Source organism: Pseudoalteromonas sp. MTN2-4 (assembly GCF_042848605.1).
Taxonomy (GTDB): domain Bacteria; phylum Pseudomonadota; class Gammaproteobacteria; order Enterobacterales; family Alteromonadaceae; genus Pseudoalteromonas.
The window spans coordinates 1-21,029 of record NZ_BTGK01000010.1 but is presented as its reverse complement, the minus strand read 5'-3'; the positions used below and the strand labels follow the sequence as shown (position 1 = coordinate 21,029).

Annotated in this window: 23 protein-coding genes; 3 read left to right on the top strand and 20 right to left on the bottom strand. The window is 40.5% G+C overall.

Going from position 1 to position 21,029, the window contains the following annotated elements; genetic code table 11:
• Positions 1–42: 42 nt before the first annotated feature.
• The gene (gene nfuA / locus ACGHEH_RS18295; RefSeq protein WP_138478225.1) at positions 43–618 is read left to right on the top strand and encodes a Fe-S biogenesis protein NfuA; all 576 of its coding nucleotides are present in this window, start codon (positions 43–45) and stop codon (positions 616–618) included.
• 2 nt (positions 619–620) lie between these two features.
• Positions 621–896 carry a hypothetical protein gene (locus tag ACGHEH_RS18290; RefSeq protein WP_390448254.1) on the top strand — a complete coding sequence of 92 codons (276 nt, stop codon included), beginning with the start codon at positions 621–623 and terminating at the stop codon, positions 894–896.
• Here ACGHEH_RS18290 and ACGHEH_RS18285 read toward each other — a convergent pair.
• On the bottom strand, positions 841–2,172 hold the full coding sequence (locus ACGHEH_RS18285; RefSeq protein WP_390448252.1) for an MATE family efflux transporter: 1,332 nt from the start codon (positions 2,170–2,172) through the stop codon (positions 841–843). The two genes, ACGHEH_RS18290 and ACGHEH_RS18285, sit on opposite strands and share 56 nt — an antisense overlap.
• On the opposite strand from ACGHEH_RS18285, the gene ACGHEH_RS18280 reads away from it, so the two are divergent.
• Complete coding sequence (locus ACGHEH_RS18280) at positions 2,149–3,189, top strand: polysaccharide deacetylase family protein (RefSeq protein WP_390448249.1); 1,041 nt, start codon at positions 2,149–2,151, stop codon at positions 3,187–3,189. The genes ACGHEH_RS18285 and ACGHEH_RS18280 overlap by 24 nt on opposite strands.
• Here the strand turns inward: ACGHEH_RS18280 and ACGHEH_RS18275 are convergent.
• From ACGHEH_RS18275 to ACGHEH_RS18185, 19 genes are all read right to left on the bottom strand, one after another.
• The gene (locus ACGHEH_RS18275; protein WP_390448246.1) at positions 3,176–4,207 is read right to left on the bottom strand and encodes a chemotaxis response regulator protein-glutamate methylesterase; all 1,032 of its coding nucleotides are present in this window, start codon (positions 4,205–4,207) and stop codon (positions 3,176–3,178) included. The two genes, ACGHEH_RS18280 and ACGHEH_RS18275, sit on opposite strands and share 14 nt — an antisense overlap.
• 8 nt (positions 4,208–4,215) lie before the next feature.
• Positions 4,216–4,833 carry a chemoreceptor glutamine deamidase CheD gene (gene cheD / locus ACGHEH_RS18270; protein WP_390448244.1) on the bottom strand — a complete coding sequence of 206 codons (618 nt, stop codon included), beginning with the start codon at positions 4,831–4,833 and terminating at the stop codon, positions 4,216–4,218.
• A gap of 1 nt (position 4,834) precedes the next feature.
• Positions 4,835–5,647: a CheR family methyltransferase gene (locus ACGHEH_RS18265; RefSeq protein WP_390448569.1), complete on the bottom strand. Its 813-nt coding sequence runs from the start codon at positions 5,645–5,647 to the stop codon at positions 4,835–4,837.
• Between the two features lie 101 nt (positions 5,648–5,748).
• Positions 5,749–8,466 (bottom strand): methyl-accepting chemotaxis protein, encoded by a 2,718-nt coding sequence (locus ACGHEH_RS18260; RefSeq protein ID WP_390448242.1) that lies wholly within the window; start codon positions 8,464–8,466, stop codon positions 5,749–5,751.
• A 17-nt stretch (positions 8,467–8,483) separates the two neighbouring features.
• A complete protein-coding gene (locus tag ACGHEH_RS18255; RefSeq protein ID WP_390448240.1) occupies positions 8,484–8,975 on the bottom strand; it encodes a chemotaxis protein CheW in 492 nt (163 codons plus the stop codon).
• Positions 8,976–11,081, bottom strand: coding sequence for a chemotaxis protein CheA (locus ACGHEH_RS18250; RefSeq protein WP_390448237.1), 2,106 nt, complete (start codon positions 11,079–11,081; stop codon positions 8,976–8,978). It abuts the gene before it with no gap.
• Between the two features lie 14 nt (positions 11,082–11,095).
• Positions 11,096–11,458, bottom strand: a complete 363-nt coding sequence (locus ACGHEH_RS18245; RefSeq protein WP_058031180.1) for a response regulator — start codon at positions 11,456–11,458, stop codon at positions 11,096–11,098.
• A 14-nt stretch (positions 11,459–11,472) separates the two neighbouring features.
• Positions 11,473–11,739 (bottom strand): STAS domain-containing protein, encoded by a 267-nt coding sequence (locus tag ACGHEH_RS18240; protein ID WP_138478207.1) that lies wholly within the window; start codon positions 11,737–11,739, stop codon positions 11,473–11,475.
• Between the two features lie 155 nt (positions 11,740–11,894).
• Entirely contained in the window at positions 11,895–12,497 is a 603-nt protein-coding gene (locus tag ACGHEH_RS18235; RefSeq protein ID WP_390448233.1) for an SCO family protein, read from the bottom strand.
• Entirely contained in the window at positions 12,485–13,384 is a 900-nt protein-coding gene (gene cyoE, locus ACGHEH_RS18230) for a heme o synthase (RefSeq protein WP_390448230.1), read from the bottom strand. Before cyoE ends, ACGHEH_RS18235 begins: the two co-directional genes overlap by 13 nt.
• A complete protein-coding gene (locus ACGHEH_RS18225) occupies positions 13,381–14,382 on the bottom strand; it encodes a heme A synthase (RefSeq protein WP_390448228.1) in 1,002 nt (333 codons plus the stop codon). Before ACGHEH_RS18225 ends, cyoE begins: the two co-directional genes overlap by 4 nt.
• Positions 14,383–14,390: 8 nt before the next feature.
• Positions 14,391–14,879, bottom strand: coding sequence for a transmembrane cytochrome oxidase associated protein (locus ACGHEH_RS18220; RefSeq protein WP_390448226.1), 489 nt, complete (start codon positions 14,877–14,879; stop codon positions 14,391–14,393).
• Complete coding sequence (locus ACGHEH_RS18215; protein WP_390448223.1) at positions 14,869–15,591, bottom strand: SURF1 family protein; 723 nt, start codon at positions 15,589–15,591, stop codon at positions 14,869–14,871. The genes ACGHEH_RS18220 and ACGHEH_RS18215 overlap by 11 nt, the downstream gene beginning before the upstream one ends.
• 20 nt (positions 15,592–15,611) lie before the next feature.
• On the bottom strand, positions 15,612–16,481 hold the full coding sequence (locus tag ACGHEH_RS18210) for a cytochrome c oxidase subunit 3 (protein ID WP_390448220.1): 870 nt from the start codon (positions 16,479–16,481) through the stop codon (positions 15,612–15,614).
• 8 nt (positions 16,482–16,489) lie between these two features.
• A complete protein-coding gene (locus tag ACGHEH_RS18205) occupies positions 16,490–17,041 on the bottom strand; it encodes a cytochrome c oxidase assembly protein (protein ID WP_390448217.1) in 552 nt (183 codons plus the stop codon).
• Position 17,042: 1 nt separating this feature from the next.
• A complete protein-coding gene (gene ctaD, locus ACGHEH_RS18200; RefSeq protein ID WP_138478192.1) occupies positions 17,043–18,623 on the bottom strand; it encodes a cytochrome c oxidase subunit I in 1,581 nt (526 codons plus the stop codon).
• A 2-nt stretch (positions 18,624–18,625) separates the two neighbouring features.
• Positions 18,626–19,765, bottom strand: coding sequence for a cytochrome c oxidase subunit II (coxB, locus tag ACGHEH_RS18195; protein ID WP_390448213.1), 1,140 nt, complete (start codon positions 19,763–19,765; stop codon positions 18,626–18,628).
• A 249-nt stretch (positions 19,766–20,014) separates the two neighbouring features.
• Complete coding sequence (lexA, locus tag ACGHEH_RS18190; protein ID WP_390448211.1) at positions 20,015–20,632, bottom strand: transcriptional repressor LexA; 618 nt, start codon at positions 20,630–20,632, stop codon at positions 20,015–20,017.
• Between the two features lie 193 nt (positions 20,633–20,825).
• Positions 20,826–21,029 (bottom strand): hypothetical protein (locus ACGHEH_RS18185; protein ID WP_390448208.1); only part of this gene is annotated, 204 nt, incomplete at its 5' end.

The following is a 21,029-nucleotide window of genomic DNA, read 5'->3' as shown; positions in this document are numbered from 1 at the left end:
CATAGCCATTAACCGAGTAATTTAGTCAAGTATAGTTCGATTATGATCACAATTTCTGAAACTGCACAAAGTCACTTTGCCAAGCTATTGGCTGATCAAACTGAAGGCACAAACATTCGTGTTTTCGTTGTAAACCCTGGTACTTCTCAAGCTGAATGTGGTGTGTCTTACTGTCCACCTGATGCTGTTGAAGAAACTGATATTCGCCTACCATTTAATGGTTTCGACGCGGTTGTTGATGAAGAAAGCGCACCATTTTTAGATGAAGCTGAAATCGACTTCGTAACTGACAAAATGGGCACTCAGTTAACACTTAAAGCGCCTAACGCTAAAGCTAAACGTCTTAAAGATGATGCTTCTTTAGCTGAGCGTGTTGAGCATATGCTAACGACTGAGGTAAACCCACAACTTGCCAATCATGGCGGTCAAGTAAGCCTAGTTGAAATTACAGCTGAAGGTATCGCTGTGGTGCAATTTGGTGGTGGCTGTAATGGTTGTTCAATGATCGATGTAACGTTAAAAGAAGGCATCGAAAAAGAGATGGTTGCTAAGTTCGAAGAAATCACTGGGGTACGTGATATCACAGAGCACCAAGCTGGTGAGCACTCTTACTATTAATTATGTTGAAGCCCATAATTTACCGTCTAGGGCAACAACCTAAACTCAGCCTCAAACGCTTTTTTATCGGTTTGGGGCTGTTTGCTATTGCGGTTGCTTTTATTGCTTGGGGTTATTATCACCAACCTTGGGTGCAAATAATTGGCCTGGTATTTCTCGCGCCAGCACTTTTCTTTGCAGGTTGGGGCTATTTAGGTATCTTTGCTAACCGCTTCTCACAAGTTATTGCAACAATAAACCCTGTCGTTGAATTTGACGATAACGATAAACCAAAGTAACACCTCTCAATAACATAAAACAACTCATAGCAAACCAAAGGCCATGGTTTTCATGCTCCAATGTAAGCCAAATAGGCACCATAAACCCAAAAACAGCAGAAAAGAACATGCTATTTCGCATATCTTGAGCTCGGGTTAAGCCGACAAAAATCCCATCAAATATAAAGCACCACATTGCCAATAGAGGTAAAAGAATGAGCCAGAATAGATAAGCTTTTGAGGCACTGATAACCTCTGGAATATTTGTTAAAAGCTTGACGATACTTAAGCCAAACACAGCAAAGATTAAGCTGTAGAGCAACGCGAACACAGCCCCCCAAAACAAGCTTAAGTTGACCCAAATTTTCACTTTTGCTTCTGAGTTTTCACCCTTGGCCTGACCTACTTTTGCTTCTGCAGCATAAGCAATGCCATCTAAAGCAAAACTCACCAACATTAAAAAATTTAATAAAACGGCATTGACCGCCAGTGTCGTTTCGCCCAATCGTGCGCCATAAAAAGTCATAAAACTAAAGCAAAGCTGCAATAACAGTGAGCGAATAAAAATATCTCGATTTAGTGATAACAATGCCAAAAACTGCGCTTTGTTTGGCAGCAACCAACGCCAATGAACTTGGTGCTGTGCCAGTTGCTTTTTAATTAATACAACCGCGACCAGCAGTGCCATGTAATCTGCAATCACAGATGCCCAAGCAGCGCCTGCCACTTGCCAACCAAAGCCAATCACAAACAGCACATCTAAAATAATGTTAGTGATATTTGTAAATAGCAGTAAGTAGAATGGCCCTTTTCCGTATTGCATGCCCAGCATAAGACCTAATAGTACCAAGTTCGTCATCGCGGCTGGAGCACTAAATATTCGAATCTCAAAGTAGCTTTTCGCCTGGGCAAACACATCCGGAGAAGCATTCGATAAGACTTTTATGCTATCCAGTAACCAAGGAGAGAGTAATATTAATGAGATTGAAAAAGTCCAAGCAATCAATAAACTGGCTAATAACTGCTGTTGTAATCTAGGCCAGTTTTTCGCCCCAAAAGACTGCGCAAGCACGCCTGTGGCGCTCATCCTTAGAAAGCTTGCTAGCCAAAATAGCAATGAAATACTGCCCGACCCTAATGCGATACCAGCCAGAAAGTGAGCTTCTGATAGATGGCCGATCACCGCTGTATCAACTAACCCTAACAATGGCACAGATATATTTGATAAAATCATCGGACCCGCTAGCAATAGCAGACTTATATGGTACGTTTTATGATTTTTAAATATCTCTTTCATTGTTTTGTTTTCGCTTTGTTGTTGTTTTCAATCCCATCTCTATCAGCGGTGATTTTACAGTATCACCACGTCAGCGAGAAGCTACCAGCGGTAACATCAGTGAGTGAAGAAACCTTTAAAACCCACTTAACCTACCTAAAAGAAAATGACTTTAATGTTATTCACTTGGATAAGTTACTGCATCATACACAACAAGGTAAGGCACTGCCTGCCAAAACCGTGGCCATCACTTTTGATGATGGTTACGACAATAACATCGAGCAAGCGGCTCCCATTCTTGAAGCGTTTGGCTATCCGTATACCATTTTTGTAAATCCTCAGCTTATCGATGAAAATAAATCGTATGTGATGACTTGGGAGGAGCTCAGAGCTTTAGCAAAACGCGGCGCATTAATTGCCAATCACAGCGCGAAGCATGATTACCTACATTTAAAACAAGACGGTGAAACCCAAGCGCAATGGCTGAAGCGGGTCCGTGAAGATATCCTATTCTCAGAAAGGCGTATCAAAGAAGAAGTGGGCCATAATGTAAAGTTACTCGCCTACCCCTATGGTGAGTTCAATAGGCCACTACAAAACCTCGTTAAAGAACTCGGTTTTATTGGTATTGGACAACACTCTGGTGCAGTGTCAGAATTTACTGACTACACACGTGTTCCTCGATACCCTGCATCGGGCTTTTACAGTAAGTTAGATACCTTAAAAACCAAATTGCACTCTCTGCCTTTTGCTATCTCAGAGCTTTCTTACACGGATTCTGTGACAACCAACCGAACACCTACTATTGAGATAGAGTTTGCCAGTAAAGATTTTTACAAATCTCAATTTGCATGTTTTGTTTCAGGTATTGGACGTGCTGATATTATCTGGAAAAATGAGAAAAGGGTGTCGGTCACTTCACCTAAAGACATTAAAAAAGGCCGTACACGTTATAACTGTACAGCCCCTTCCATCAAGCACTCAGGTCAGTTTTATTGGTTTTCACAACCTTGGGTGCTGCAAACTAACGACTACTAGACTTGAGCAGGTGTGCTGCCACACTTTGTAGTGGTAGCACTTTTTGCGCAGCGTTCATATCGACAGCCGCTTTTGGCATTCCCCACACAACACAAGTTTGCTCATCTTGTGCAGCTGTTTTAGCACCCGCCTCTAACAAGCCCAGCATACCCCTTGCGCCATCACTCCCCATGCCTGTCAGTAGCACTGCTGAAACATTTTTTGCAAATGGCTTCAAGGAATCAAACAAAACATCTACCGCTGGTTTATGTCTGTTTACAAGCTCACCATCGTCTAAAACACAGACTTTATTTAGCCCTTTACTGACCACTTTTAAGTGTTTATCACCTGGCGCAATATAAACTTTACCAAACTCAAGAATGTCACCATCTTCAGCTTCTTTTACATGCATTGCACAGGTCTTATCCATCCTCATAGCAAACGACGTACTAAATACAGGAGGGATATGCTGAGTAATGACGATAGGTGGTGCATCTTTTGGCATCTGAACCAAAACCTCTTTAATTGCCTCAGTGCCACCTGTTGAAGCACCAATAGCAATAATTGAGTTTCGTTCGAACGCTTGCCCTGATGCTAGTTGCGCTTTATGCGCTGCAGCCTCAGACGTACGATATGGTCGTAAGCGGGCAGTTGCAGCTGTGCGAACTTTTTCTTGCACTGTTTCTGCATAGTGTTGCAGCTGTTCAGCGACATTGACTTTGGGTTTGGCAATAAAGTCTACGGCACCAATCTCTAGCGCCTCTAACGTAATAGGCGAGCCTTGTTGTGTTAAAGTAGAAATCATCACAACTGGCATAGGGCGAAGACGCATCAGGTTTCTTAAAAAGCTAATGCCGTCCATTTTTGGCATTTCAATATCTAACGTAATCACATCAGGATTAAGCGATTTTATCATCTCTCTCGCTTGGTAAGGGTCTTCAGCACTACCCACCACTTCAAGATCATTAGCCTGTTGGATCACCTCTGTCAGTATCCCTCGGATTAAAGGCGAGTCATCAACAATTAAAACTTTTATCATGCCAACTCCTAAAACAGCTCAATATCTGTCTGTGCATCTTGCGATTCAATATCATGTAAATAACGCACTTCTCGTCTTTCAATCGTGTCGTTATGCATTTCTCTTAATTTCTTAACTTGCGCACGACCTGTTTGTGGATGAAATACCACTTTACGTGGCCATGGGCCACCGACATCATGAGAAACCAACTCGAGTCCTTCCTCTTGTATGTAAGCATGTGCGAAACGAATATTGCCAATACCAATATCTGTCATTGAGCGAATTATTTTACCACCACCAAAAAGTTTAACTTTCAGATTAGCTTTTGATGCTCCGTTCTTGAGCACTTCATTGATTAGGTATTCCATTGCCCAGTTTCCGTAACGGCAAGTCAAATCATCGGCATGAATTTCTTTAATCCCTTTTGCTGCTGGTAGCATAAAGTGGTTCATCCCACCGACGCCCAACTTATCATCATATACACAAGCAGCAATACATGACCCTAATACAGTTGAGATAAGTTCATCATTTTTAGAGACATAAAACTCGCCAGGTAACACCTTAGCTATCACACAGCCTCGGCCTGAATCCCAAAATCGTTTAACGTGTTCAAAGCCTCTGATAACCGGCTTAAATCGATTATCCATACTATACCTTTTGATACATAGTACGGCCTAAGTTCTTAAACTCATGGTGTTCTTTACCCATGGTTTCTGAGTGACCAATAAATAAGTGCCCGTCTTCACCTAGCATCTGGTGGTAACCTTTAAACAACTTATCTTTTGTTTCCTTATCAAAATAAATCAGCACATTGCGGCAAAAAATCACATCAAAGGGCCCTTTCATAGGCCATTTTTCAAGTAGGTTTAACCTTTTAAAAAAGATTAATGACTGCAAGTTTGGTTTAACCTTATATGCTTGATTGTCAGCGCTTTTCAAAAACCACTTTTTCAAAACGTCATTATCAAGCCCGGTCACATTGCCAGCATCATAAACACCACTTTGTGCCTTCGAGAGCACATTGGAATCTAAATCTGTTGCGAGAATTTTCACATCCCAATCAGGCGGGAAACGGTTTGCGATTGTCATGGCGATACTATAGGGTTCTTCACCTGTAGAGCAGCCAGCCGACCAAATACGTATTCTCTTAGAGAATTTATTATCTTCTAGCAGCTTAGGAATAACTGTATTCGATAAATATTCAAAATGATGATTTTCTCGAAAGAATGAAGTGAGGTTTGTCGTGATAGCGTTGATAAATTGACTGAACTCTTGTTCTTCATTTTCTTCTAAGAAACTTAAATATGAAGAGAATGAATCCAACTGATTTGCCCTAATTCGCCTCGCCAGTCTTGAATAAACCATTTCCCTTTTATGAGGACCAAGAACAATACCACATGCTTTATAGACTTTTTGTGCAATGGTCTGAAAATCCTGATCAGATAGTACAAATTCTCTCATCATTTATCCTATAAACAGGCAACACTAAAACGAGTGACTCAACAAGAAAGGTGTATTTAAGATTTGAAGGTGCTCATAATAAGCACCTTCTTCATACCTAATTAAAACTCTTCCCATTCATCAGCGCTATCTGCGAATTTATTGGCAGTCGCTACAGGATTCACAGGAGGCTTCACTGGTGACTGGATCTCTGACTTAGTTTCTTGAACAGCCGAGGGCGTCGGAGCTATTCTTGTTGGTGCTTTATTTGGCTTAGCCTCTGAAAGCATCATCGATGTTGAAGTCGAGTCATCTATTGTAAAGAAGTTAAGCAAACGGCGCATATCATTAGCTTGCTCTGCCATAGACTCACCAGCAGCAGAAGCTTCTTCTACTAATGCCGCATTTTGTTGCGTCATTTCGTCCATTTGTGTCACGGCTTTATTGACTTGCTCAATTCCAGAACTTTGTTCAACAGAAGCCTCTGCAATATCTGAAATCATGTCAGTAACACGCTTCACCGACGCGACAATATCTTTCAACGTTTCACCTGACTCATTCACGAGAAGTGTTCCGTCTTCAACTTTACTAACACTATCGCGGATCAAGTCTTTGATTTCTTTCGCAGCACCAGCTGAACGCTGTGCAAGGTTTCTAACCTCACCTGCCACAACTGCGAAACCTCGCCCTTGTTCTCCAGCTCTAGCCGCTTCCACAGCTGCATTTAATGCAAGCAGATTGGTTTGGAAAGCAATCTCATCAATAACCCCAATGATATCAGCAATCTTTTTACTAGATTCGTTAATCCCAGACATACTTTGTACTGCACGGTTCACAACTTCGCCACCTTGCATTGCCTTGGAGCTTGTTTCTTCTGCAAGTTCATTGGCAACTTTTGCATTATCTGCATTCTGACGAACAGTACTTGTCATTTGCTCCATACTTGAAGCTGTTTCTTCAAGCGAAGATGCCTGTTCTTCTGTACGCTGACTTAGGTCTGCATTACCTTGCGAGATTTCTTCAGCCCCACTGGCCACAAGCGTCGCGGACGAACTAATACGATTAATGACCTCAGTTAATTTATCAGCTGTAACATTCGCATCGCGTTTTAATTTATCAAATGAACCGTGATATTCCTGTGTAATTCTTTGTGTTAAATCACCATTCGCTAATGCATCAAGCATTTGTGCAGTGTCTGTTACTGCATCATCTACAATGCTGACCAGTTGGTTTAAGCCTTGTGATAATCTGAGGTAGAACCCTTCCTTACCCGACTCATTAATTCTCTGAGTCAAATTACCTTCTGAAGCTGCACTAACAAGGTCTGCGACTTCTTTTTCTATCACGACTTCACTTGTTCTGTCATTCCACTCTACGATAGTGCCAATTCTATCATTTTCATCGTTGAAAACTGGGTTTGCGACCAAAGCAAAAGTTCTTCCACCGACAACAATTTCTGTTTTATATGTTGAACTTAGCCTTTCTAGCATTGCCCTTTGATGCGCAGGGTTCTTATGGAAAATATCTATATTAGCACCCAATAACTTTGATGAATCAAAGTTAGGTAAGTCTTTCTTCAAGTCACTTTCTGCATTGCGCATCATGCTTATAACTGCATCATTTAAATACACAATGTTAAATTCTGCATCGGCTATCATCGCATTTGTAGTAACATTATCGAGTGCACTTTTAACACGTGAATTTTCATTCGCAAGTTTAGCTGCAGCTTCTTCAGCAGCTAGTCGTTGGGTTTTATCGTCCCACTCGACTACGGTACCTACTTTCTCGCCTTGATCATCATAAACAGGGGTGGCGATTAATCCAAAAGTAAACCCAGCAACATTAATATCTGTTTTATAAGTATCTGTTAAAGCATTAAGCATCTGTCTTTGGTGCGCTGGATTTGCATGGAAAACATCAATGTTTTCTCCAATTAAATTACTTGCATCAAAGTTTGGTAGTGCTGTGCGTAACTGCGCTTGATTATTACTCAACATTTCAAGTACTGAATGGTTTGCAAAGACAATATTTAGGTCTGTGTCAGCCAACATGACATTAGCTTGACACACATCTAATGCGCTTGAAATACGCGCATTATTTGCTGCCATTTCTTGCTTTTCTTTTTCATTCGCTAATTGTTCAGTGATATCTTTCCATTCTACCAGTGTAGCGATACGCTGCTGTTCAGCATCAAACACAGGCGTCGCAATCAAGTCAAAGGTAAGGCCAGCCACATTAATTTGAGTCTTATAAACCGTTCTTAAATTAGCTAGTAAGCTTCTTTGGTGACTTGGGTTTTTATGGAAAACATCAATGTTCTGACCCACTAAAGAGGCGACATTGAAATTAGGTAGATCTCTTTGTAATTTATGTTCATTAGCAGAGAGCATATCGGTTACTGAATCATTCAGGTAACTTATGTTTAAATCAACGTCGGCAATCATAATATTTGCCTGACATACTTGTAGTGCACTTATCATGCTTTCAACAAGTTGGCCATCATCCACCTGCTCTGCTTCTGTATTATCTGAAACCAACAAAGTACGTAATTGAGGGTAGGCATCTAAGTGTAATCGCTGTGCGGCTTCTTCATCTTTAAACTTTAACAAGTTTATTGCACTATCAACCGTTTCTAATTGTGCAGCATAAGTGCTGAAACTTTGCTTTAAATAAAACATAACCGCTAGAGTGATGACGAAAGGCAAGCCTAACCCAATCGCATTTTCACCACTCAATGGAACACCTAAAATTTGCAATGCAATTGCGATTGACGCCACTATAACTACCGCTGCTATCAATAACTTATTGGTTATTTCACTTTGAACGTTTCTACCACTCATCTTGACCCTACCCGTGTTTATTTTGACTCTAAGTTTAAAACGCTTTCCAAATTAAGAAGAACAACCATTTTCTCCCCAACATTAACCAATCCATGAACAAACTCGGCGTTATCTGAATCTTGAAAATCAGGCACATCTTTAGCCTGCTCTTCAGAAATGCTATATACATCTGAAACAGCATCAACCACGATACCCATTACTTTGTTCTGACCATTTATTTCAACTGCGACAACAATAACAACTGTAAGTGGACCATACTCATTATCTGCAATACCGAATCGTAGTCTTAAATCTATAATTGGTACAATTGTGCCACGTAGATTAATGGCACCTTTCACAAAACTGGGAGAATTAGGGATCGCAGTGACATCTTCCCATCCGCGGATCTCTTGTACAGCCAGAATATTCATTCCGTACTCTTCACCTGCCATCATAAATGTCAGGTACTGATTCTCATCGTGCTGACCTTCCAAGATCAACTGCTGATTGTGTCCTGCCTGTTCTGACATTTATGCTGCCCCCCCTACTGCGTTTTGCTCGACAATTAAGTCTTGGGAACCTGGCCTTTTTAAACCACTTAATTTAATTAAACCACTGATATCGATAATTAAAGACACTCTGCCATCGCCTAAGATTGTTGCACCAGAGATACCATCAACTTTTTGGTAATTCGCTTCAAGGCTCTTAATAACCACTTGCTGTTGAGCAAGTAAATCATCGACCAATAAGCCAACTTTGTGGTTATCACTTTCGACAACAACGAGTAATGTTTTATCTAATTCTTCAATGGCACCATCGTGGTTGAAAATATCGTATAGACGAAGAATCGGAATATATTCATCTCTCAGCCTTAACACATCAAGGTCTTTCCCTACACGACTGACTTTACTAATATCTATTTGTAATGACTCAACAATTGAAATGAGCGGGATAATGTAAGTATGTTGCGCAACCTTAACTAATTGGCCATCCAAAATAGCCAAAGTTAGCGGAAGACGAATTGTAAAGGTTGATCCTACTCCTGGTGCCGAGGCGACTTCAACCGAACCATTTAACGCTTGAATATTTCTTCTGACAACATCCATGCCCACGCCACGGCCGGATATATCACTTACCTCATCAGCCGTAGAAAAGCCTGGCATAAAAATTAGCTCATTTATTTCATCCGACGAAAGTTCATCAGTTTCTTGAATTAGGCCGTTGGCAATGGCTTTGCTTCTTATTTTTTCAGTATTTAAACCTTGTCCATCATCCATAATCTCAATGACAATGTTACCGCCTTGATGGAACGCATTTAACGTCACAGTACCAACCGGCTCCTTACCAGCTGCAACACGCTGCTCAGGCGTCTCTAACCCATGATCTAAAGAGTTTCTCACAAGGTGAACCATAGGATCTGATATTTTCTCCATGACGGTTTTATCAAGTTCAGTTTGTTCACCTAATAATTTCAATTCAACTTGCTTACCAAGTTTCTGAGATGTATCTCTAACTAGTCTTGGGAATCGACTAAACACGAAACTAATAGGTAGCATGCGGATCCGCATGACATTTTCTTGCAAATCCCTAGTGTTGTGGGCAAGTTGGGCTAACCCTTCTTGTAATGCTGTAATCGTTGACTCAGTAATTTCTTGCTCACCAATTTGACTCAACATAGCTTGCGTTATCACAAGCTCACCCACCATATTAATTAACGAATCAACTTTATCTATACCAACACGGATAGAGGTTGCTGAAGAGTCAGATGGTTTCTTAGCCTCTGCTTTTTTTACAACAGGTGCATTTGTCGAGATTGACGTGACCGCTTTGATTTCAGGCTCTGGGTTTTCTATTCGACTTTCAGATTCAGTGGACACTTGAATTGAGGGAGTGGAGTCTTCATCATCTGATAAGTCAGATTCAAAGAGCCCACCACATAAAACTATGCCTATATCGGCATCGTCTTCAACCCACTCAAATATTTCAGAAATCGCAGATTCAGGCTTAGATGTCGTTAAGAAAAAGCGCCAAGCTAAAAAGCACTCTTCAGCATGTAATGAATCTATATCGGGTATGGCATCATAAAACGCTTGCGTTTCTAACTCACCTAGCTCGGCAAGTTCTGAAATCATATATAAGGGCTCGTTACCCGTTTTGAATAAATGAGGGTGAGGCTTAAAGTCAATTTGGTAAGTATTTTCGCTTTGTGTTTCTGGAGTTTCTGAGCTGGTTGAATCAGTATCTTCAGAAAAACCCAAAATAACTTCAAAGCGTTTTCTAATTTCATCGGCTTCTGTTAAGTCTGGCTCTTGCTCTGCCTGTAACGCTGCCAACATGCCTCTTAAACAATCAACTGATTTCAGTAAAAGGTTTACGTGCTCAGCTGTTAATGCACGTTGACCATCTCTGATTTGATCTAACAATGTTTCTAATACATGTGTGAAATCAGAAACAGAAGTAAAACCGAACGTGCCACTTCCTCCTTTTATAGAGTGCGCAGCACGAAAAATAGTATTGATGGTTTCCATGTCTTCATTTCCGGGCTCTAAGTTTAGGAGCTCCGCTTCCATTGCATCTAACCCTTCGAGACTCTCTTCAAAAAAGACCTCGAAAAACTGACTTAAATCAATACTCATAATAAAATCCTAGCTTAGCGAATAACTTTTTTAAGAACAGCTAGTAACTGATCTGGGTTAAAAGGTTTAACAATCCACCCTGTCGCGCCTGCGGCTTTACCTTCAGTTTTTTTGTCTAGACCTGATTCGGTCGTAAGCATTAGTAGTGGTGTAAACTTATAGCTAGGTAATGTTCTTAGCTCTTTAATAAGTGTAATCCCATCCATCACAGGCATGTTGACATCGGAGATCACGGCATCAAAGCTTTGTTGCTTAGCAATACCTAAAGCCTCACTGCCATCCTTTGCTTCAACTACTTCAAAACCCGCTTTCTTTAAAGTAAAGCCAACCATTTGTCGCATAGATGCTGAATCATCCACTGCCAAAATCTTTTTCATAATGACCTCTTAATTCACGCCGATAGGGCGAGTAATTCTGTTAAACCAAGCTCATCAACCGCTTTATTAAGCGACTGACTTTCACCATGCCAACGAATTCCATTGTTAATTTCAAGAAGATGCTTTTGCAAAGCACATAAAACTTGTATTGATGCTGTGTCTACACGTATCACATCTGACACATCAATACTGACATCGTGCTCAGCATGAAGCACTTGCAATACCTGTTGATGAAACTCTTCAACATGACTTATTGTTAGTTCTGAAGGAAGTTTTAACATGCGCGATGCGCTCTCCTTGTGTAATTTTTATATTTTTAGCTTAGACCCAGTTAGCAGAAATGCCATAAAAGTTATTAACTAAAAGCTAAAAATTATTAGGGTGTTAGCTCGATTTATGAATAAATCACAAAGCTCACCCAGTTTATTCAAGCACTCTAATGCACGATAGCATTAAAATCTTTTATTACTTGCGCTGCATCAATTAATGGTACTTCATTCGCTGAAAATTTAGCCTTAAAAATACCACTTAGATTTCCTTGTGGGTTAATCAGTGCAACTGAGGCACTGTGGTCCACATAATATTCTGTTTCCTTACTGTTATTGATGGCATATATCAAACCAATATTTCTGACAAAAGGAAATAGGTTTGCATGCTCTGCCGATACCGCCTTAAAGTCTGAGTTAAAATAGTCTATATATGCCTTGCGCTGTTGCTGAGTATCTCTATTAGGATCGACCGAAACAAACCAAACTTTAACATTATGTTGCTGTGCTAATTCAGTATTTATCTCGGTAAGCTTTGCTAGTGTCATTGGACAAATATCAGGACAACTTGTGTATCCCAAAAATATCAATGTCCATTGCTCAAGTAAGTCTCGCTTTGTGACTGTATTGCCATACTGATCTTGCAAATTAAAATCTTGGATTTCTTTTGCTTGTTTATAGTGAATAGTATGTTCTGAAACAGGCACATTTTCATCACAGCCAAACAATAATAAAGCTAGCAAAAACAATATATAGCGCATCAAAGGATCCATCTATCAATAAATAGCGATATAAAGAGTAGCAGTAAATAAGTAATTGAAAAATGAAAAAGTGCCATCGCAGATTCATCTGAACGTTTTATATACAGAACGATGCTCTTATATAAGAAAACACTGTTAAGTATAAGTACACAAAGCAAATATATGTTGCCTGACATAGTAACTAGATAAGGCAACAAGCAAACTACAAATAAAAGAATTGAATAAATTACAATGAAGAATCGAGTAAACTCACTGCCATGTGTCACAGGTAACATAGGTATATCTGCGCGCTTGTAGTCATTCCTTCTTGCTATGGCCAAAGCCCAAAAGTGTGGCGGCGTCCAAATAAAGATTATCATGACTAGCAGCCAAGCTTGCACATCGAGCTGACCTGTTTCACTGATCCACCCCAATAACGGTGGCATTGCACCCGCCAAACCACCAATAACAATATTTTGTGGTGTCGCTCTTTTTAAAAACATGGTGTATACCACCGCATAGCCAACTAATGCGCCCAGTGTCATAAAGAGCGTTAAAGTATTGCTCCAATAAAATAACACCACACTCCCTATCAGACCAATAAGCGCTGCAAACCCAAGTGCTTGTTTCACGCTCAGTTGAGTTTGCACTAGCGGCCTATGTCGTGTTCTTGCCATTTTTTTATCTATCTCTCGATCTACGACATGATTTATCGCAGCTGCCGATGCTGACAATAGCCCTATACCTAATAAACTCATGCTTTGCTCAAGGAACGTTCTGTTCATATCAGGCGCAAGCTTTAACCCTACCCAAGCGGTAATAACTAGCATAACGACCACTTTTACCTTACAAATACCCAAGTACGCAGATAAATTAAATGTTTGGAACAGTGCTTCGGACTTTAAAGTAAGACTTTTCATACTGCCTCCTCGGTGCTTTTATAAGCAAGTAGAAACCACAAAAATAAGCTAACAATCAGCAAACATGCCGCCATTAGATTATGAAAGAGTGTAATTAATATTGGAAATTGCAGGTGCACGATCAATGCCCCCAAAAACAGCTGAAGAACTAAGCCAGCAATAAGTAAACTTGCAGTATTCTTTAAGAGTTTTTCTTTACTATTAGTCAACACATACCATGCCCATATACCAAGTGTAAGTACTGTGACAACCGCCCACACTCTATGAACCATATGTATGGATAGCCGAGTTTCAAATGGCAATACACCATATTCATAGTTCAACTCACCAATGGGAAGATGAAATAAACTTTCTACAGAAAATAAATGGATATTCTCACAAATAGGCAATCCGACGCAGTGTGGTGCTGCATAATTAGCAGCGACCCAGCCGCCTAATGCGATTTGTAACACCAAGACAATCAAGCTAATTTCTGACAACCTAGTAGGGATTTTTGGAGGAGATACGAGAAAACGCTTTTCTGGTGTAAATATATAAAAGCAATGCATTGAAAGTAGTGCCAGAATAGTAAATCCACCGAGTAAATGGCCCATCACTATAAAGGGCTGCAGATTCATTGTGACTGTCAGCATGCCTAACTTACCTTGCAGTAAAATCAACACAAACAAAGCTACAGTTAACTTTTTGGGCACTTCTTCAACACGCTTCCTAAGCGCAAAATACAACAAGCCAATCACCAACAGACCTAACGAAGACGCAAAATAACGATGGATCATTTCAATCCAAGCTTTAAAAGGTTCAACTGTACTACCAGGAAAGGCATTAGCCGCCGCTTTTAACTCATCTGCAGTGTTAGGAACAGTTAAAAAGCCATAACACCCTGGCCAATCTGGGCACCCTAACCCCGCATTACTCAAGCGAGTATAAGCCCCTAAAGCAACGACACAAAAAGTAATAAATGTGCTAATTACAGTGAGGTAAATATATTTTTTATTCATTTTTCCTCCTAGCTACTGCGCGCATAATTAAGTAACTTCTTTAGATCCGATAACAATCCTTTATGTAACACTCTACTTTTTTGCTCACTTTCTTCGTATGGATAAGCAAGCACAACTAAACCATGGTGATCGACAAGATAAAGCCATCCAGCTTGCAACTCAGGTAGTGCCGGATACTGAGTCATGTCATTATTTTTCACCTCACCAAAAATCACTAGACTTACTTTGTCTTGTTTTTTGCCAAGAGCTTGATACACATTTTGTAAGCGTTGATTTTGTTGAGTACAAACTAACCCGCAATCAATTGGAGCTGATAATGCGATGCTCCAAAGCGCATGCTCATGAGCCTGCCAATTGGGCACTTGTATTTCACTACTTAATAAACGTCCTTTATTGGTTGTGTCATTTGGTAGCCAATTTGTCTGAATTGCCGCATAAGCTAAAATAAATGGCGTAATACAGCAGATAACAAACATCCACATTGGTTTAAGCTTCATTCGGCACCTCTGTTCTTGTTGCTTTGAATGCGATAAAAGCCGCTGCGACTGCAATTAAAAACCACTGCAAAGCATAGGCATGATGTTTTTCAGGACTCATTACTACTGGTTGATAGTGAGGTTCAGCAATCACTGCTGAGTCAGGTAATTGATAAAAAATGGCAGGGTAGATATCTTTACCTGTTAAATTTGATAAGTACAAATGATCTATAAACTGTAACCGCTGAGAATGAGCTTCAAGCGCTGACTTTGCCAAAGTAAAGTGCTCTAAATGGCGGCTTTTTATCACTAAATTTAAGTTTTGAATTTCGTCAAAAGAGAGTTTTTCAGGCTGTCCTCGGCCTTGAAGCGGTATAAACCCTAAATTAACCAATAGATACTTTTCTAAACCCGCAACTTTAAAAAGAGAAATAACATCAACACCGACACGTCCATCTACAATTCTATTATCTAAAAACCAAGTGTATTGTTTCTCTAGTCTTCCCATTAAAGAAACAGCCTGTCCATGCAACCCTTCAATAGAGCGATTTTGCAATGCTTGGATAAACTCGAACGAAGTCAGCTCAACTTGACTAAATTCATCAAGTTGAAGCTGCTTTTCTTTTGCTCTAGAAAACTGCCAGTAAGACAAACCTAGGCACGTTGTCACAACCGTGATGCATACTAGCCAAATGATTATAGCTTGCCATGGCAGCGCTTTGATTAAAGCCATATAAATCCCTCATTTCGCACCTATAAAACGTAAACGAAAACAAATAAACAAACCCATACAACATCGACAAAGTGCCAATACCAAGCAGCGGCTTGAAAAGCGAAATGTTTGTCTTCGGTAAAATGTCCCTTTGTAACTCTTATTAATACAATCGTTAATAAAATTGCGCCTATGGTGACATGCATGCCATGAAACCCAGTTAAAAGATAAAAGGTATTGCCATAGATACCTGACTGAAGCGTCAAGTTGAGCGCTTCATATGCATGTACATACTCTTGGGCTTGAAGCGCTAAGAATATAAACCCAAGTATTACTGTGATTAGTAAGTAAATCGTAAGCGGTTTACGCTTATTTGACTCTATGGCTTTATGCGCGAAATGTAAGGTAACTGATGAAGTAAGCAGAATAACTGTATTAATAAGTGGCAAGCCATACCATGGCATACTCTGTGTTACATCACCGGCGGGTGTAGCAAGTAGCGGCCACATTGCTTCAAAGTTTGGCCACAAAACCTCATTCGTCATCTGGTTATTACTGGCTCCTCCTAGCCAAGGTACAGAAAATACCCTCGCATAAAGAAGCGCACCAAAGAATGCAAAAAAGAACATTACTTCAGAAAAAATAAACCAGCTCATACCTTGCTTGAATGAACGATCCATTTGCGCTGAATATAAGCCTTTATCTGACTCTTGGATAACATGCTTAAACCAGCCAAAAAGCATATAAAGTAGTATCAAGACACCTAATCCTAATATGAGAACACCACTTAAATCTTCACTCCCCAATTGCATGACAGTCAGGCCTGCACCAACGGCAATAAAGAACATAGCCACAGCTCCTACAATCGGCCAAGGGCTTTGGGCGGGTACATAATAACTTTGAGATTGCATAATTCCTCCTAACCTTTGTAAGGTTCGGTTTTCGCGCCATCACGCACTAACGCGACGTCACTGATATCAAAAATGGCGTAAGATAAGGTTAGCTCTTGAACGTCTTGAGGTAACTCTGTATCAACATAAAATACGAGCTTGAACTCAACTTCTTGATTAGGTTCGAATGGCTGTCTATCAAAGCAAAAGCAAGCTACTTTATGTAAGTATTTGGCTGCTTTTCCCGGTGAAACAGACGGCACTGCCTGCATCACTCTCTGATATTCACTTAGGTTTTTAGCGACAAAAATAAGCTCTGACATCTCTCCTGGCTTTACAGCGACAGAAAACTGTTTTGCTTTCACACTAAACGGCACACCTTGCTTAGTTTGAGTAATAAAACTCACATCAACCATTCTAGATTCATCCACTAAACTACTGGCCTTTGCCGCTTCCATATCTGGCTTTCCGTTTAAGCCTGTTACTTCACAAAAGACGTCGTAAAGCGGTACCAGTGCAAAAGCAAAAGCAAACATACCTACAACAGCAATAATGAGTTGCTTAACAAGTGCCGCATGCATACTATTTCACCTCAGGAGGGGTACTAAATGTATGCAAAGGTGCTGGAGAAGGTACCTCCCACTCTAGTCCTTCTGCACCATCCCACACTTTAGCTGGCACCGATTCACCACCTCGAGCACATTTGAATACGCACCACACAAAAATGAGCTGGGAAAGGCCAAAGGCAAAACCACCAATGCTAATGATGGCATTGAAATCAGCAAACTGAAGTGCGTAATCAGGTATGCGCCTTGGCATACCGGCAAGGCCTACAAAGTGCATTGGGAAAAATAAAATGTTGACGCTAATTAATGACATCCAAAAATGCCACTTCGCTGTGGTGATGCAGTACATGTGGCCAGTCCACTTTGGTAACCAATAGTAAACTGCCGCCATAATCGAAAATACGGCCCCTGTTACAAGTACATAATGGAAGTGCGCCACAACAAAATAGGTATCATGGTATTGGAAATCTGCTGGAGTGATCGCAAGCATCAAACCCGAGAAGCCCCCCAACGTAAAGAGCACAATAAATGCGATGGAAAACATCATGGGGATCTCAAAACTAATCGAGCCACGCCACATAGTTGCAACCCAATTAAAGACTTTGACACCCGTTGGTACAGATATCAGCATGGTCGCATACATAAAGAATAGCTCTCCAGCCAATGGCATACCTGTGGTAAACATATGGTGTGCCCATACGATAAAAGATAAAAAAGCAATAGAAGAGGTCGCGTATACCATGGAAGAGTAGCCAAATAGCTTTTTCCGAGAAAAAGTAGGCACTATCGTCGATATTATGCCAAATGCCGGAAGTATCATGATATAAACTTCAGGATGGCCAAAGAACCAGAAAATATGCTGAAACATAACTGGATCCCCACCTCCCGCGGCATCAAAGAAGCTGGTACCAAAATATTTATCGGTAAGTACCATAGTTACAGCGCCAGCCAATACAGGCATTACGGCAATCAACAAAAAAGCGGTTATTAGCCATGTCCATACAAAGAGAGGTAACTTCATCCATGTCATACCAGGGGCGCGTAAATTGACAATGGTTACAATGACATTAATTGCTCCCATGATTGAACTAATGCCCATTATATGAACAGCAAACACAAACAATGCAGTATTGTCGTTACTATATGTCGTGGATAAAGGCGCATAGAAAGTCCATCCAAATGCTGGACCTCCACCTTCCATAAACAGTGAAGCAAGTAAGATTGCAAATGCAAAAGGTAAAATCCAAAAACTCCAGTTGTTCATTCTAGGCAGCGCCATATCCGGTGCGCCTATCATCATGGGGATCATCCAATTAGCGAGGCCTGTAAAGGCAGGCATAACAGCGCCAAACACCATGATCAAACCATGCACAGTGGTCATTTGATTAAAAAAGTGTGGATCAACTAGCTGTAGTCCAGGCTGAAATAACTCAGCTCTGATCACCATAGCCATAGCCCCACCAATCAAAAACATCACTAGTGAAAAGATTAAATAAAGAGAACCAATTTCTTTATGGTTAGTTGTAAAAAGCCAGCGCTTGATGCCTGTAAGATGCTCCTCATGAGCATGTTCTGAACTTTGAACTTGAGTACTCATGATTACTCTCCTGACGTTTTATCGATGAATGCTTGAACTCGGCTTGGCTGGATAACTTCACCCGTATCATTACCCCAGCTATTACGTTTGTAAGTGATAACAGCCGCAATTTGTTTGACTGTAAGCTGCTTTGCAAATGCCTGCATTGCTGTACCTGGGCGACCGTTTAGCAGCACATCTATATGCTCATCTAGATCCCCTTTAACAACCGCATTATCTTTAAGACCAGGGAAGACGCCAGGCAGCCCCAACCCTGTCGGTTGATGACAAGCTGCACAATAACCCATGTAAACACTCTGACCTTCTGTCATCAGCTCTTCTTTACTTAGAGTTTGTGATAGTAGAGCTTCGGCCTCTTTCACTGCTTCTGCTTTGGCTAACTGTTGTTGAGTTAACCATTGTTCGAATTTTTCAGGCGAGACAGCTTCAACAACAACAGGCATGAAGCCATGGTCTTTACCACATAGCTCAGCACACTGGCCTCGGTAAATACCTTCTTCATTTACTTTGGTCCAAGCTTCATTGATAAAGCCCGGATTAGCATCTTTTTTAACCGCAAAATCAGGTACCCACCATGAATGAATAACGTCATCTGACGTCATTAAAAATCTCACTTTTTTGTTTGTAGGTATTACCAGCGGTTTATCAACATCCAATAGGTAGGTCTCTGTTTTTTCTTCCTCATTATTAACCTGAGATAAAGGCGTAGATAACACAGAAAAGAAATCGACGTCATGACTAAGGTATTCATAGTGCCATTTCCATTGTGAGCCTGTGACCTTAATTGTTATGTCAGCCTTGCTGGTATCCTCCATAGCAATTAAAGTCTTAGTTGCAGGGATCGCCATGATGACAAGAATAAGAAAAGGAATTGCAGTCCAAACAATTTCTACTTTAGTACTTTCATGAAACTGTGCAGCTACAGCTCCTTTTGATTTTCGGTGCTTTAATAAAGCCCAAAACATCACCGAAAATACAATCAAGCCGATTACACAACAGATTAGAAAAATGGTCATATGTAGTTCATAAACACTATGACTTACATCAGTAACCCCTTTTCTCATGTTGTAGTCACTATTGGCTAATGAAAGTGGACTAAGCAACAAAAAAGTAAGCAAATAAGCAAATTTACTTATTCTCATACGACGCCCCCATTTATCGACTTCAGCAAGAAGTTCGCAGTTAGAATTATTGGATGACCGTCATAGGATCCGACTAAAGTCGAAGGCAATACATGACCTATTAACAATTAGTCAATAAATAAACAATTAGCAAGAAAGTAAAATAGAAGAATTTGATATATTAAAATGGAAAGTAAGAAGAGATATGGTTAGCTGACTGAAGAAACAGAAGAAGAGTACAGCTAACCTATTGTTAGAATTATATAGAAGTTACATCCAATTAGAATTTCTTATAACACCTACAGCAAGACCTTCAATAGCAAAAGATTCGTGTTCTAGATCAACCTCGATTGGGGAAAACTCTTCATTTTCAGCATGTAACAGCACTTTACAACCTTTTTGTTCTAACCTTTTAACTGTTACATCGTTGTCTACTCGAGCAACAACAACTTGACCATTTTGAGCAACTTGCGCTTTATGTACAGCCAAAAGATCACCATCAAGAATACCGATGTCTTTCATGCTCATTCCATCTACACGTAATAAGTAATCAGCAGCAGGTTTAAATAAGCTCGGATCAACCTCATAATGACTTTCGATATGTTCTTGAGCCAAAATAGGCTCTCCTGCAGCAACTTTACCAATCAAGGGAAGACCTGCATCTTCAGAAGAGCCATCGTCGACTAGACGTATTCCACGGCTAGCTCCTGGCACCATTTCTATCACCCCTTTCTTAGCTAAGGCTTTCAAATGTTCCTCGGCCGCATTTGCACTTTTAAAACCAAGCGCATCAGCAATTTCAACACGTGTAGGAGGCATACCTGTATCTTTGATAAAGACTTTGATTAGTTCAAATACTTGTTCTTGTCGTTTCGTTAGTGGTCGCATACAACTGGTTTTCCATACAGGTAAAGATACTGTGAGTATATACAGTTATGTCAAAATGGCAAACTAAATCTGGATAGATTTAATGCAATAAAGTGCAAAATTAATTACAGCGAGCACATTTGATTTGCTCAAGGTGAACCAATCCATTTTAACAAGCGCTAAGACACTTACATATCGATGCGAAAATTCTGCACTATAAACACAAAAAACCCGCTGCATTGCTGCAACGGGTTTCTTTAATTGTCCGGGGCAACCTTTGCTGGCGATGTTCTTCTTTCACATGGGAAGCCAGGCTGGCCGCGCCCACACTATCATCGACGCTATCGTGCAAAATTAGCGACTGCGAACGCAGTGAGAGCGCTTCTTTTGTGCAAGGAAGGTGTAAAAGGCTAGCGAT

What these genes read in the sequence shown, in the direction of transcription:
- ACGHEH_RS18245 (WP_058031180.1), bottom strand. Translation starts at nt 11,458, where the DNA reads ATGAAAAAGATTTTGGCAGTGGATGATTCAGCATCTATGCGACAAATG.
- ACGHEH_RS18240 (WP_138478207.1), bottom strand. Translation starts at nt 11,739, where the DNA reads ATGTTAAAACTTCCTTCAGAACTAACAATAAGTCATGTTGAAGAGTTT.
- ACGHEH_RS18225 (WP_390448228.1), bottom strand. Translation starts at nt 14,382, where the DNA reads ATGAATAAAAAATATATTTACCTCACTGTAATTAGCACATTTATTACT.
- ACGHEH_RS18260 (WP_390448242.1), bottom strand. Translation starts at nt 8,466, where the DNA reads ATGAGTGGTAGAAACGTTCAAAGTGAAATAACCAATAAGTTATTGATA.
- ACGHEH_RS18215 (WP_390448223.1), bottom strand. Translation starts at nt 15,591, where the DNA reads ATGGCTTTAATCAAAGCGCTGCCATGGCAAGCTATAATCATTTGGCTA.
- ACGHEH_RS18290 (WP_390448254.1), top strand. Translation starts at nt 621, where the DNA reads ATGTTGAAGCCCATAATTTACCGTCTAGGGCAACAACCTAAACTCAGC.
- ACGHEH_RS18250 (WP_390448237.1), bottom strand. Translation starts at nt 11,081, where the DNA reads ATGAGTATTGATTTAAGTCAGTTTTTCGAGGTCTTTTTTGAAGAGAGT.
- ACGHEH_RS18280 (WP_390448249.1), top strand. Translation starts at nt 2,149, where the DNA reads ATGATTTTTAAATATCTCTTTCATTGTTTTGTTTTCGCTTTGTTGTTG.
- cyoE (WP_390448230.1), bottom strand. Translation starts at nt 13,384, where the DNA reads ATGAAAAGTCTTACTTTAAAGTCCGAAGCACTGTTCCAAACATTTAAT.
- ACGHEH_RS18285 (WP_390448252.1), bottom strand. Translation starts at nt 2,172, where the DNA reads ATGAAAGAGATATTTAAAAATCATAAAACGTACCATATAAGTCTGCTA.
- cheD (WP_390448244.1), bottom strand. Translation starts at nt 4,833, where the DNA reads ATGGATAATCGATTTAAGCCGGTTATCAGAGGCTTTGAACACGTTAAA.
- ACGHEH_RS18255 (WP_390448240.1), bottom strand. Translation starts at nt 8,975, where the DNA reads ATGTCAGAACAGGCAGGACACAATCAGCAGTTGATCTTGGAAGGTCAG.
- ACGHEH_RS18275 (WP_390448246.1), bottom strand. Translation starts at nt 4,207, where the DNA reads ATGATAAAAGTTTTAATTGTTGATGACTCGCCTTTAATCCGAGGGATA.
- nfuA (WP_138478225.1), top strand. Translation starts at nt 43, where the DNA reads ATGATCACAATTTCTGAAACTGCACAAAGTCACTTTGCCAAGCTATTG.
- coxB (WP_390448213.1), bottom strand. Translation starts at nt 19,765, where the DNA reads ATGAGAATAAGTAAATTTGCTTATTTGCTTACTTTTTTGTTGCTTAGT.
- lexA (WP_390448211.1), bottom strand. Translation starts at nt 20,632, where the DNA reads ATGCGACCACTAACGAAACGACAAGAACAAGTATTTGAACTAATCAAA.
- ACGHEH_RS18210 (WP_390448220.1), bottom strand. Translation starts at nt 16,481, where the DNA reads ATGCAATCTCAAAGTTATTATGTACCCGCCCAAAGCCCTTGGCCGATT.
- ACGHEH_RS18265 (WP_390448569.1), bottom strand. Translation starts at nt 5,647, where the DNA reads ATGAGAGAATTTGTACTATCTGATCAGGATTTTCAGACCATTGCACAA.
- ctaD (WP_138478192.1), bottom strand. Translation starts at nt 18,623, where the DNA reads ATGAGTACTCAAGTTCAAAGTTCAGAACATGCTCATGAGGAGCATCTT.
- ACGHEH_RS18235 (WP_390448233.1), bottom strand. Translation starts at nt 12,497, where the DNA reads ATGGATCCTTTGATGCGCTATATATTGTTTTTGCTAGCTTTATTATTG.
- ACGHEH_RS18205 (WP_390448217.1), bottom strand. Translation starts at nt 17,041, where the DNA reads ATGCATGCGGCACTTGTTAAGCAACTCATTATTGCTGTTGTAGGTATG.
- ACGHEH_RS18220 (WP_390448226.1), bottom strand. Translation starts at nt 14,879, where the DNA reads ATGAAGCTTAAACCAATGTGGATGTTTGTTATCTGCTGTATTACGCCA.